General features: G+C 73.4%; 9 protein-coding genes and 1 pseudogene. 4 read left to right on the forward strand and 6 right to left on the reverse strand.

Annotated elements, in window-relative coordinates:
- Nucleotides 1-133 precede the first annotated feature (133 nt).
- Together ABD236_RS17010 and ABD236_RS17015 are read left to right on the forward strand one after the other, a co-directional pair.
- The gene (locus tag ABD236_RS17010) at nt 134-1,087 is read left to right on the forward strand and encodes an RNA polymerase sigma factor SigF (protein WP_344074565.1); all 954 of its coding nucleotides are present in this window, start codon (nt 134-136) and stop codon (nt 1,085-1,087) included.
- 77 nt (nt 1,088-1,164) lie between these two features.
- Nucleotides 1,165-1,968, forward strand: coding sequence for a hypothetical protein (locus tag ABD236_RS17015; RefSeq protein ID WP_344074566.1), 804 nt, complete (start codon nt 1,165-1,167; stop codon nt 1,966-1,968).
- 36 nt (nt 1,969-2,004) lie between these two features.
- Here ABD236_RS17015 and ABD236_RS17020 read toward each other — a convergent pair whose 3' ends face one another.
- The gene (locus ABD236_RS17020; RefSeq protein WP_344074567.1) at nt 2,005-2,211 is read right to left on the reverse strand and encodes a hypothetical protein; all 207 of its coding nucleotides are present in this window, start codon (nt 2,209-2,211) and stop codon (nt 2,005-2,007) included.
- Between the two features lie 302 nt (nt 2,212-2,513).
- On the opposite strand from ABD236_RS17020, the gene ABD236_RS17025 reads away from it, so the two are divergent.
- Together ABD236_RS17025 and ABD236_RS17030 are read left to right on the forward strand one after the other, a co-directional pair.
- On the forward strand, nt 2,514-3,086 hold the full coding sequence (locus tag ABD236_RS17025; RefSeq protein ID WP_344074568.1) for a MarR family winged helix-turn-helix transcriptional regulator: 573 nt from the start codon (nt 2,514-2,516) through the stop codon (nt 3,084-3,086).
- 110 nt (nt 3,087-3,196) lie between these two features.
- Nucleotides 3,197-4,726: pseudogene (locus tag ABD236_RS17030) on the forward strand (MDR family MFS transporter); the annotation flags it as partial.
- Between the two features lie 157 nt (nt 4,727-4,883).
- Here the strand turns inward: ABD236_RS17030 and ABD236_RS17035 are convergent.
- The 5 genes from ABD236_RS17035 to ABD236_RS17055 all read right to left on the reverse strand — a co-directional run bounded on the left by ABD236_RS17035 (nt 4,884) and on the right by ABD236_RS17055 (nt 12,560).
- Nucleotides 4,884-5,657, reverse strand: a complete 774-nt coding sequence (locus ABD236_RS17035) for a TetR/AcrR family transcriptional regulator (protein WP_344074570.1) — start codon at nt 5,655-5,657, stop codon at nt 4,884-4,886.
- A gap of 116 nt (nt 5,658-5,773) precedes the next feature.
- The gene (locus ABD236_RS17040; protein WP_344074571.1) at nt 5,774-7,312 is read right to left on the reverse strand and encodes an MFS transporter; all 1,539 of its coding nucleotides are present in this window, start codon (nt 7,310-7,312) and stop codon (nt 5,774-5,776) included.
- Nucleotides 7,313-7,507: 195 nt separating this feature from the next.
- On the reverse strand, nt 7,508-9,655 hold the full coding sequence (locus ABD236_RS17045) for an ArnT family glycosyltransferase (RefSeq protein WP_344074572.1): 2,148 nt from the start codon (nt 9,653-9,655) through the stop codon (nt 7,508-7,510).
- On the reverse strand, nt 9,652-10,980 hold the full coding sequence (locus ABD236_RS17050) for a bifunctional glycosyltransferase family 2/GtrA family protein (RefSeq protein ID WP_344074573.1): 1,329 nt from the start codon (nt 10,978-10,980) through the stop codon (nt 9,652-9,654). Before ABD236_RS17050 ends, ABD236_RS17045 begins: the two co-directional genes overlap by 4 nt.
- Before the next feature lie 26 nt (nt 10,981-11,006).
- A complete protein-coding gene (locus ABD236_RS17055) occupies nt 11,007-12,560 on the reverse strand; it encodes a sensor histidine kinase (RefSeq protein ID WP_344074577.1) in 1,554 nt (517 codons plus the stop codon).
- Between the last annotated feature and the right edge of the window lie 73 nt (nt 12,561-12,633).

A 12,633-nucleotide genomic window follows, 5' to 3' on the forward strand; every position in this document is an offset into this window, starting at 1 on the left:
ACAGCGTGTTGCCGACATGTGACATTCTGCTGGAACCGCGTTTGCCGCAGCTCCGCCTCCGGTATTCAGGTGGAGGCTGCGTTCCTCCGATGGTCGTGGCCACCGCGACCGTCCGCGACCTCAAGGGGGTGGCATGTCCGCAGAACAGGGCAGCTCGAAGGTGCAGGTGCTCACGCTCATGAAGAGCGTGCCCGCACCCGATGTGCCGATGAGCCCGGAAGCCATCGACATCTGCGCCGTGCCCGGCCCCCCCGAGGCGCTCGACTCCGCCGGCCCGACGGCCCCCGTCGTCGCCCCGCGCCGCGAGACGGGCTCCGCCGAGCCGCTGGACACCCGCACGCTCTCCCGCTCCCTGTTCCTGCGGCTGGCCGCGCTGGGCAGCGCGGAGAGCCCCGAGCGTACGTACGTGCGCGACACCCTGATCGAGCTCAACCTGCCGCTGGTGCGGTACGCGGCGGCGCGCTTCCGCTCCCGCAACGAGCCGATGGAGGACATCGTCCAGGTCGGCACGATCGGCCTGATCAAGGCGATCGACCGGTTCGACTGCGAGCGGGGCGTGGAGTTCCCCACCTTCGCGATGCCGACGGTGGTCGGTGAGATCAAGCGCTTCTTCCGCGACACCTCGTGGTCGGTACGGGTGCCGCGCCGCCTCCAGGAGCTGCGGCTTGCCCTGACCAAGGCGAGCGACGAGCTGGCCCAGAAGCTGGACCGCTCGCCGACGGTCCCGGAGCTGGCGGCGGTCCTCGGCGTCTCGGAAGAGGACGTGGTCGACGGCCTGGCGGTCGGCAACGCCTACACGGCCTCCTCCCTCGACTCCCCCTCCCCCGAGGACGACGGCGGCGAGGGCTCCCTCGCGGACCGCCTCGGTTACGAGGACGCGGCGCTGGAGGGCGTCGAATACCGCGAGTCCCTCAAGCCCCTGCTGGCCAAACTCCCCCCGCGCGAGCGCCAGATCATCATGCTCCGCTTCTTCGCGAACATGACGCAGTCCCAGATCGGCGAGGAGGTGGGCATCTCCCAGATGCACGTCTCCCGCCTCCTGACGAGGACGCTGGCGCAGCTGCGGGAGGGGTTGATCGCGGACTAGGGCGGCCGTGTGCGGCCCCGTTCGAGAGGGGCCGCCACAGGGTTCACAATTGACGGCCCGTCAGCAACACTGGGCCGATGCGACGTGCTGCGTTGATCGGCGTATCGGCGGCGGCCGCACTCGCCCTGGGCGGCGGTGCGCTGGCCGCCTGCGGCGGGGAGGGCGGGAAGCCCTACGTGGCCGTGGACGCGGCCGGTTCCGGGCCGGAAGCCGCCCCGGGCGGAGCCGTTCCGCCGCACGGAAGGGTGGAGCTGGTTCCGCTGGACGGGGCGGGGGACGCAACCGGGCGGGGCCGGGGTGCCGCTGCGCCCACCCGTGCCGCCCCTAGCGGCACGACTGCCCGCAGCGGCGGGGGGAACGCAAGCGGCGGCGGCAGCACGGCCGCGGGCCCCGGCGCAGGCAACAGCACCGGCGGCCCGGCGCCCGGCGGAGGCAGCACATCCGCCGGTGGTGGGGCCGGCGGAGGCGGCACTCCCGGCACCGGCGACAGCGATTCCGGCGGGGCATCGGGCGGAACCTCAGGCGGCGCCAGCACGACAGGCGGCGGCAGCCCCGGCGGCACAACCACGCCCCCGACCCCCGCCGCCCTCACCCTCGGCACCCTCACCAGGACCCCCACCCCCACCCGCCGCTGCGAGAACGTCACCGTCCCCCTCCGCAACACCGGCACCACCCCCGTGAGGTCCGGCACCCTCACCTTCGCCACCCACGTCATCGGCCTGCTCGGCATCGACTGGGCGACCGTCACCTCCACCCAGCCGCTCGGCCCCGTACCCGCCGCGACGGCGACCTCACGTACGTACGAGGTCTGCCTGGACGCCTGGCGCGTACCGCTCGGAACGCACATCGAGACCCGCTCGGTGACCGCCGACTGGCGGTGACCGAACGGGCCTCGAAGGGGTGCGGCGAAGGAGGGGTCAGCCCAGCGCGAGCCAGGCGACGCCCGCGAGGACGGCGAGGACGAGGACGACGCCCACGATCAGACCGACGCGCGGACCGGCCGAAGCCGCCGGGGCCGCCGCCTGGCGGCCCTGCGGCGCGCCCTCGTCGACGAAGGCGCGGAACATCTGCGTGCTGCCCGCGGGGTCGTAGTTGCCCTCGGGGCCCGGGGTGTTGTGTGCCATGCACCGGACCCTAGCGAAGTCCCGGGTTCCGCCCAACCCCCGCCCCCGCGCGCGGACGCACGCACACCGCACGCTCACGGCGCCCGCACACGGGCCGCGCGCGCCCGCAGTTCGCTCCCGGCGCGCCCCCCGTAAGCACCACAACAGCCCCCAGCACCGCCCCCACCTGCGCATTGACTTCCCATATGCGAACCCTTTGCGTTTACTTTGCCCGCCCTCACCTCCATTCACTTGCCTTCAGCAACCAATCATCCTATGGTTGCCCTAAGCAACAAGATCAGTCACTCCCGGAGGAGGAGCCGATGGCCGCGCAGAGCCACTACGAGGAGCTGGCCCGGCAGCTCAGCGCCATCGGGGCCGTCAAGCGCGGGCTCGGGCGGATCCTGCCGGCCGAGTGCCCGGCCGGCTCCGCCGCCGTGCTCACCCTCCTCGGCCGGCACGGGGAGATGCGGATCAGCCGGCTCGCCGAACTCCTGGACGTGGACATGTCGGTGACCAGCCGTCATGTCACCCATGTGGCCGCACGGGGCTGGATCGAGCGCGACCCGGACCCGCTGGACAAGCGTTCCCGGATCCTGCGCCTCACCCCCGCCGGGCAGGACATGCTCGACGAGCTCGGGCGGCGCACCGCGCAGATGTTCGCCCGGACCCTGCGGGACTGGTCCGACGACGAGGTCGGGCAGCTGAACGTGATGCTCGCGCGGCTCAGAGAGAGCTTCGACTGCCGTGAGGAGCGGCGCGTCGAGCGCCACGAAGAACCCCGCAGCGAGCCCGACGACGAGCCCCGCGACGGACACCGCGGCCGACCCCGCCGCGAAGAACGTTTCGCCCGGCGCGCGCCGCTCACCCGTACACCCGCCGCGCAACAGGCGTAACGGCCCACCCGACGTAACAGAGAAGGAAGTTCATGGCTACATCCACACCGGCCGGTGTGCGGGACGGCCGCGCTGCCTCCGGAGGCCACCCCTCCGACAGCGGCGCGCCGATGACTCACCGGCAGATCATGGAGGCGCTGTCCGGGCTGCTGCTCGGCATGTTCGTCGCCATCCTGTCCTCGACGATCGTCTCCAACGCCCTGCCGCAGATCATCGGCGACCTGGGCGGCGGCCAGTCCGCGTACACCTGGGTCGTCACGGCCTCGCTCCTCGCGATGACCGCGACCACCCCGCTGTGGGGCAAGCTCTCCGACCTGTTCAGCAAGAAGCTGCTGGTCCAGATAGCCCTGATCATCTACGTCAGTGGTTCGGTGGTCGCCGGGCTCTCCCAGAACGCGGGCATGCTGATCGCCTGCCGCGTCGTCCAGGGCATCGGCGTCGGCGGTCTCTCCGCGCTCGCCCAGATCATCATGGCCGCGATGATCGCGCCGCGTGAGCGCGGCCGGTACAGCGGCTACCTCGGTGCCACATTCGCGGTCGCGACGGTCGGCGGGCCGCTGCTCGGTGGCGTGATCACCGACACCGAGTGGCTCGGCTGGCGCTGGTGCTTCTACGTCGGCGTGCCGTTCGCGGTCATCGCCCTGATCGTGCTCCAGAAGACCCTGAAGCTGCCGGTGGTCAGGCGCGAGGTCAAGGTCGACTGGGCGGGCGCGTTCTTCATCAGCGCGTCGGTCTCGCTGCTGCTGGTGTGGGTGACGTTCGCCGGCGACAAGTACGACTGGATGTCGTGGCAGACGGCGGCGATGGTCGGCGGCTCGGTGCTGCTGGGCGCGGTGTTCGTGTACGTGGAGTCGAGGGCGGCCGAGCCGATCATCCCGCTGCGGCTGTTCCGCAACCGGACGATCACGCTGGCGTCGCTGGCCTCGCTCTTCGTGGGTGTGGCGATGTTCTCCGGCACGGTGTTCTTCAGCCAGTACTTCCAGCTGGCCCGCGGCGAGTCCCCGACGATGTCGGGCGTGCTCACCATCCCGATGATCGGCGGCCTGTTCGTCTCCTCCACGGTCTCCGGCCAGGTCATCACCAAGACCGGGCGCTGGAAGGCGTGGCTGGTGAGCGGCGGCGTCCTGGTCACCGCCGGTCTCGCGCTGCTCGGCACGATGCGGTACGACACGGCGTACTGGCAGCTCGCGATCTACATGGCGCTGATGGGCCTGGGCATCGGCATGATGATGCAGAACCTGGTGCTGTGCACCCAGAACCAGGTCTCGGCGGCCGACCTCGGCTCGGCCTCCTCGGTGGTGACGTTCTTCCGCTCGCTGGGCGGCGCGGTGGGCGTCTCCGCGCTCGGCGCCGTGATGGCGAACCGGGTCACGCACTACGTCAAGGACGGCCTGGCCGACCTCGGCCCCAAGGCAGCGGGCCTGGCCCAGGGCGGCGGTGGCGGCGGCATCCCCGACCTCGACAAGCTGCCCGCGCCGCTGCGGACGGTGATGGAGAGCGCGTACGGCCACGGTGTGGCGGACGTCTTCCTCTACGCGGCGCCGTGCGCCCTGCTCGCCTTCTTCGTGACGCTGTTCATCAAGGAGGTCGCCCTCAAGTCCCGCGCGGCGGCCCCGGCCGAGGAGCAGAAGACCCCGGCGGCATAAGGACTCGGGTGTCCCGAGCGGAGGCACCCGACACCGGGGCGGCAGGCAGGGGACGGCCGGCCGCTCCACTCCCCCTCGAAGGGGCCCACGAACACCACTCGTGGGCCCCTTCGTGCCGTCCCCCGCCCCTCCCGTCCCCTCGCCCCTCCCGTCACCCCTCCCGCTTCGCCTCGATCCCCGCGATCAGCAGGTCGAGGGCGAACACGAAGTCGCGTTCGCGCATCTCCGCCACCGTGTCGCCGCCCCGCGCCTCCATGAGCTCCTCCGCGATCGCGAACTGCTCGTGGAGTTCGGGGCGTTCCCGGACCGTGCCCATGGCCTGGGCGAAGTACTCGTCCTCGGTGACGCCGGCCTCCGCGCAGCGGGCCACGAACTGGCCCTCGATCGTGCCGAAGCCGTACACGAACTGGAAGATCGCCGAGAGGCCGCCGGTCACGCCGTGCGGCGGCAGGCCGCTGCGGGCCATGACCGTCTGGGCGGCGACCGAGAAGGCCATGAAGTTCGGGCCGATGTTCAGATAGCGGCCCATCAGGGGGGAGACCCAGGGGTGGCGGACGAGCATCGCCCGGTAGCCGACGGCCAGGGCGCGGGTCTGGTCGCGCCAGTCGGCGTCCTGCTCGCTCACGTCCGGGACCGGCACCTCGGCGGCGACCGCGTCCATGGCCAACTCCAGCAGGTCGTCCTTGGTGTCCACGTACCAGTAGAGGGACATCGCGGTGACCCCGAGCTCGGCCGCCAGCCGGCGCATGGAGAACTTCGCCGCGCCCTCGCGGTCGAGGAGGCGGACCGACTCCGCGATGATCCTCTCCCGGTCGAGCGCGGCCGCCGGCTGCCCGGCCCGCCGGGCCCGGCCCGCCGACTTGCCGGACTCCAGCCACACGCTGGTCCGCATCGGGTTCTTCGCGCGGTCGGCTGCCGACACCATGGCGTGCCCTCCTCGTGGGGTCGTCGGACTGTACGTACGGATGTCGTACGCCGTTCGTGCGGCATCGGCCACAGCGGTCGGCGGAATGCTGCCCTCCGCCGACCGCTGGTCCGATGCTATGCCGCCGGTGCGGCCTGCGGCGCGGGGGCCTGGGCCCCTTCGCCGCCGCCGTCACCGCGCTCGGCCCGGGCGAGCAGGGCCGCCGCGAGCAAGCCGCCCGCCAGCACCGCCGCCGCGCCGACCAGCTGGCTGGTCTCCAGACCCGAGGCGAACGCGTCCGAGATCCGGGAGCGCTCGGCATCGTCGCCCGCCGCCGCGAGCGCCGCCGGCAGCGAGGCCGCGCCCACCACGGACGGGACCAGCGCCGCGAAGCGCGAGTTGAGCACCGCTCCGAGCACCGCCACGCCGAGCCCGTTGCCGAACTCCGCCAGCGTGCCGTTGACGCCCGCGCCCACGCCCGCCTTCTCCGGCGGGATCGCGCCCATCAGGGTGTTGGCCATGGCGGGCATCGAGACCGCGATGCCCGCGCCCATCACCACCAGGCCCAGCAGCATGCCGCTGTAGTGCTCGCGGCCGAGCAGCGCTATGGCCGCGAGTCCGGCCGCGTTCGCCGCCATGCCCACCGCGATCGTCTTCGGCGTACCCAGCTTGGGCAGCAGCCGCGCGCCCACCCCCGCCACGTTCAGCACGATCACGCTCAGCGCCAGCGGGGCCGTGCGCAGCCCCGCCTCCAACGGCCCGTACCCGAGCACGAACTGGAGGTGCTGGGTCAGCAGGAAGAGCGAGCCGCCCATGCCGAACGCGACCAGGATCGAGCCCGCGACGGCGCCGGTGAACTTCTGGTTGCGGAAGAAGTTCATGTCCAGCATCGGATACGGGACGGACAGCTCCCAGCGGGCGAACGCGGCCAGGAAGACCAGCCCCACCGCGGCCGAGACCAGTACGTGCGCCGAGGTCCAGCCGTGGCCGGGGCCCGAGATGATCGCGTACACCACGCCCGTCATGCCGACCGTGGAGAGCAGCGCGCCGAGCAGGTCCGGCCGGTCGCCCAGCGGGTTCTTCGACTCGGGCACCAAGGCGAGCACGGCGACCAGGCCGAGCGCCGCGACCGGGATGTTGACCAGGAAGATCGCGCCCCACCAGAAGTGGTCCAGCATCAGCCCGCCGATCAGCGGACCGGCGGCGAAGCCGAGCGAGTTGACCGTGGCCCACAGCCCGATCGCCTTCACCCGCTCCTCGTCGTCGAAGATCTGCACGACGACGGCGAGCGTGGTGGTCATCAGGAGCGCGCCGCCGACGCCCATGCCCGCGCGGGCGGCGATCAGCTGCCCGGCGCTCTGCGAGAGGCCGGCCGCCAGCGAGCCGATGCCGAACAGCGCGAGCCCGGCCGCCAGCATCTTCTTGCGGCCGTAGCGGTCGGACGCGCTGCCCGCGGTGAGCAGCAGTCCGGACTGGACGAGCGAGTACGCGTTGATCATCCACTGGATGTCCGCCGTCGAGGCGCCGACCGACGTGGTGAGGGAGGGGATCGCGACGTTGAGGACGGTGTTGTCGAGCAGCACGGTGAGCTGCGCCAGACAGATGACACCCAGGATCAGCCAGCGCTGCGGGTGCCTGGTGGGGGCGGCCGATGTGTCGGCGACCGTGGCTGTCATGCGGGGCTCCTAGTGGAGTTGTACAGCGTATGGGGACGTTGTCGTACACCGTAAGGGAGAGCCTTGTACGGTGTAAAGCACTTTTCCGGCACGTGCCTGGGCGGGCCTGGGCGTGCCTGGTCCCCCGTACGCAGGAAGGCCGGTGGGCCGGGGTTCGCGCCCCGGCCCACCGGCCTTCCTCGTCCTCCGCCGCCGCTACTTCACCGGTGCCGTCAGGTCGTACAAGGTGGCCGAGCCGACCGTCACCTTCTCGAAGCCCGCCTCCACCCAGGTGGTGATGGCACTGCTGCCGCCCGCCCCGCCGGGGCCGCCACGGCGGCCGCCCATGCCCCCGCCCATGCCACCGCCCGAGAGGAAGTAGTGGATCTTCCCTTCGGCCACGTACTTCTTGAACTGCGCGAGCGTGGGCGACGGGTCGCTGCCGTTGAAGCCGCCGATCGCCATCACGGGCCTGCCGGTGGCCAGTTGGTAGCTCGCGGCGTTCTGCGCACCGACCGCCGCGGCGGCCCAGGTGTACTTGCCGGCGTCCGCCTTCAGCAGCGCCTTCGCCCGACTGCCGACCTGGGCGCCGTTGAGCAGACCGCCCATGCCACCGGGGCCGCCGCGCTCGGGACCGCCGGGTGCCCATCCGCCGGGGAACCGGCCACCGCCGGGGAGTTGAGCGCCGCCGGGGAGCTGGGTCGGCATGCCGTTCCCGGTGCCCTGCGGGGCACCGCCCGGCGGCAGCGTCCCGCCACCGCCCTGCGGAGCCTGACCCTGGCGCTGCCCCGGTGCCTGCCCCCGGCCGTCCGGCCCCCTCCCGAACCGCCCGCCCCCGGGCCCGCCGCCCATGGACGCGCCGCGCGGGCCCGCCGTGACAATCGAGCCGGTGTGGCCGGTGTCCAGGGTGCTCATCGTGTACGCGAAGGGGCCCGCCAGCGACGCCACGAGCCCCACCCCGGCCGCCCCCAGCGCCAGCCCGCGGCCGATCCGGCCCGCGAGCGCCAGCCCGACGGCGGCGCCCAGCCCCGCGACCAGCACCGCCCACCGCAGCCACGGCAGATAGTCGGGCGTACGGCCGAGCAGGACGTACGACCACCAGGCCGTGAGCCCCGCCGAGGCCGCCAGCGCCACGGCCGCCGCCGGCCGGGCCCGCTCCTCCCAGAGCACCGTGACACCCATGCCGACCAGCGCCGCGATGTACGGGGCGAGGGCGACCGTGTAGTACTGGTGGAAGATCCCCGCCATGAAGCTGAAGATCCCCGCGGTCATCAGCAGCGCCCCGCCCCAGGCCAGGAACGCCGCTCGGGCGGTGTCGGTGCGCTGTCCGCGCCAGGTGACCACCAGGCCCGCGACGAGCAGCAGCAGCGCCGCCGGAAGCAGCCAGGAGATCTGGCCGCCCACCTCGGCGTTGAACATCCGGTCGAGGCCGGTGCTCCCCCAGCCGCCGCCTCCCCGGCCGCCGCCCCCGCCGCCGACGCTGCCGGTCTCGTCGCCGTTGATCCGGCCGAGGCCGTTGTAGCCGAAGGTCAGCTCCAGGAACGAGTTGTGCTGCGAGCCGCCCACGTACGGGCGCGAGGACGCGGGCCACAGCTCCACGACCGCCACCCACCAGCCGCCGGACACCACGGCCGCCAGCCCGGAGAGGGCGAGCTGGCCGAGCCGCCTGCGTACGGGCGCGGGCGCGCACACCGCGTACAGCAGGGCGAGCGGCGGCAGGATCAGGAACGCCTGGAGGGTCTTGGCCAGGAAGGCGAAGCCCACCGCGACACCCGCCCAGAGCAGCCACTTCGTCCGCGCGTCCTCCAACGCGCGCAGCACGCAGTAGACCGTCACGGTCATCAGCAGGGCGAGCAGCGCGTCCGGGTTGTTGAAGCGGAACATCAGCGCGGCGACCGGGGTGAGCGCCAGGACCGCGCCCGCGATCAGCCCCGCCGCCGGGCTGAACCGGCGCCGTACCGCCGCGTACAGCACCGCCACCGTGCCCACGCCCATCAGGACCTCGGGCAGCAGGATCTGCCAGGAGCCGAGGCCGAACAGCCGCACCGAGAGCGCCATCGGCCACAGCGCGGCCGGGGGCTTGTCGACGGTGATGGCGTTGGCGGAGTCCAGCGAGCCGAAGAACATCGCCTTCCAGCTCTCGCCGCCCGCCTGGACGGCCGCCGAGTAGAAGGAGTTGGCGTATCCGGAGGCGCTGAGGTTCCAGAGGTAGGCGAGGAGGGTGAGCAGGAGGAGGCCGAGGAAGGCGGGGCGCGCCCAGGCCGGGTCGGCGGCGCGACCGCGCCACAGGCGGACCGCGGCGGCCTTCGGCCGGGCCGCGGCGAGCCCCTCGCGGGCGCCGGCCGGATACGAGGTCGTGGTCATCGGGTGGCGTCCTTCTGGTGGGGGAGCGGGGCGGTCTCGCTCCGGTCGGGGAGCGCGGTGGTCTCGCTCCGGTCGGGGAGCGCGGTGGCGCGGTCCGGGAAGACCCAGGCGCGGAAGAGCAGGAAGCGCAGCACGGTGGCCGCCAGGTTCGCGGCCACCAGGACGGCCACCTCGGTGGAGTGCGAGGGGTCGCCGCCCGCCGCGCCCAGCGCCGCCAGCGAGCCGCTGGTGAGGGCGAGCCCGATCGCGAACACGACGAGCCCCTGTGCCTGGTGCCGCATCGCGCGGTCCCGTCCCCGTACCCCGAAGGTGAGCCTCCGGTTGGCGGCGGTGTTGGCGACGGCGGACAGCAACAGCGCCGCCGCGTTGGCGACTTGGGGCCCGGCGCCGGTCCGGAAGAGCGAGTACAGGCCGAGGTAGAAGAGCGTGGAGAGCGCGCCGACCGCGCAGAAACCGACGAGCTGGCGGGCGAGGCCGCCGGGGACGCCGCTGAGCGCACGGTCGCGCGGGTCGTCGCCGAACGGGCGCGCGAGCCGGTCCAGGGGGAGTGCGCCGACGGCGAGGGCGCGCCCGACGCGCCACACGCCCTTGAGGTCGTCGGCCGCCGTCCGCACGATGTGGACGGTCGAGTCCGGGTCGTCCACCCAGTCCACCGGCACCTCGTGGATCCGCAGCCCGGCCCGCTCGGCGAGCACCAGCAGCTCGGTGTCGAAGAACCAGCCGCTGTCCTCCACCATCGGCAGCAGCCGCTCGGCCACCTCACGGCGTATCGCCTTGAACCCGCACTGCGCGTCCGAGAAGCGCGCCGCGAGCGACGATCTGAGGATCAGGTTGTACGCGCGCGAGATGAACTCCCGCTTGGGCCCGCGCACCACCCGCGAGGCCCGGCTGAGCCGGGAGCCGATCGCGAGGTCCGAGTGGCCCGAGATCAGCGGGGCGACCAGCGGGAGCAGCGCGTTCAGATCGGTGGAGAGGTCGACGTCCATATACGCGAGCACCGGCGCGTCCGAGGCCGACCAGACCGTCCGCAGCGCCCGTCCGCGCCCCTTCTGCTCGAGCCGGACGTGGCGTACGCCCGGCAGCTCGCGGGCCAGACGCGCCGCGACCTCGGGGGTGCGGTCGGTGGAGGCGTTGTCGGCGACGGTGATCCGGAACGCGTACGGGAAGGTGCGGGCGAGATGGTCGCCGAGCCGGCGCACACACGGCTCCAGGTCCCGCTCCTCGTTGTGGACGGGCACCACCACGTCGAGTACGGGCCCGCCCGCCGCCCCGACGGGCAGGTGCTCACGTGCCGGCAGGGTGCCCGCGCAGATGTCGGTTCGCATGCCGCCGACCCTCGCGAGGGCCGCTGTCACACCTGTGTGGTGCGACTGTGGGCAGGCTGTGAGCTCTTCGACGAGCTCTTCGACGAGCTCTTCGACCGAAGGGCGAAGGCGTGTTCCGGAACCGGCAGGCGGACGCTGAAGACCGTGCTGCCGGGGGCGGACCGCACCGAGACGCCGCCGCCGTGCGCGGCCACCACCGCCTGCACGATGGCGAGTCCGAGGCCGGTGGAGCCATGGGCGCGGGAGCGGGAGGCGTCGCCGCGCGCGAACCGCTCGAAGACGTGCGGCAGCAGCGCGGGCGGGATGCCTGGGCCGTCGTCCTCCACTTCGAGCACGGCCCACGCGCCCTGGCGCGCCACGCGCGCGGTGACGGTGGTGCCGTCCGGTGTGTGCGTACGGGCGTTGCCGAGCAGATTGACCAGCACCTGGTGGAGCCGGGCGGCGTCGCCGAGCACGGAGACGGGGTGCTCGGACACCCCGTCCGGCAGCTCCAGGCACCAGCGGTGCCCCTGCCCGGCCGCCCGCGCGTCGCTCACCGCGTCCACCACCAACGGGGAGAGATCAGTGCTCTCGTACGAGAGCGGGCGTCCGGCGTCGAGCCGGGCGAGCAGCAGCAGATCCTCCACCAGGCCGGTCATCCGCTGGGCCTCCGCCTCCACCCGCCCCAGCGCGTGCCGGGTCGCCGGGCCGATCTCCTCCGTGCCGCGCCGGGTGAGCTCCGCGTACCCCCGGATGGAGGCGAGCGGGGTGCGCAGCTCATGGCTGGCGTCGGCGACGAACTGCCGTACCCGCGTCTCGCTCTCCTGCCGCGCGGCCAGCGCCGAGCCGACGTGCCCCAGCATCCGGTTGAGCGCCGCGCCGACCTGTCCGACCTCGGTGCGCGGGTCGGCCTCGGCGGCGGGGACGCGCTCGTGCAGGGCCACCTCGCCGCTGTGGAGCGGCAGTTCGGAGACCCGGGTGGCGGTCGCGGCGACCCGGCGCAGCGGGCGCAGCGCGACACCGACGATCGCGGCGCCCGCGATCGTGGCGGCGGCCAGACCGGCGCCGGTCACCGAGACGACGACCAGGATCAGGGCGTTGACGGTGGACTCGACGTCCTTGAGCGGGAAGCCGACCAGGGCCGAGCCGTCCCTCGCCCACTGCGCCCGGTACGAACCGAGGCCCGGCACGGAGACGGTGTGGACGCGGCCGTCCCCGGGCACCGCCGCCAGCGCGGTGACCTGGGCGCCGGTGAGCGCCTTCGGGTCCGGCCGGACGGCTCCGGGCTCGCCCCGGACGCTGATGGCCGCGGCGGTGGGCCGCCCGTCGGGGCCAGTGCGCAGCCCGACCGTGCCGAACGGCTGGCCGGGCGCGGAGACGAAGTCGGCGGAGGGGTCGCCGGAGCCGAAGTGGTGGGTGCGCTCGACGGCGGGCCGCAGCGAGTCGTCCAGCTGCCGCTGGAGGTTGGAGCGCATCCCGATGACCGTGACCGCACCGATCACCGCGGCGACGACGGCGATCAGCGCGAGGGCGGAGACGACGAGGCGGGTCCGCAGGGTCCAGGGCCGGAGGCGGCGGGCCCGGCTGGGCCGGGGGCGCAGGGTCCAGGGCCGGGGGCGGCGGGCCCGGACGGGCCGGGGGCGCAGGGTCCAGGGCCGGGGGCGGCGGGCCCGG

It is taken from the genome of Streptomyces crystallinus (assembly GCF_039521265.1).
GTDB classification, from domain to species: Bacteria; Actinomycetota; Actinomycetes; order Streptomycetales; family Streptomycetaceae; genus Streptomyces; species Streptomyces crystallinus.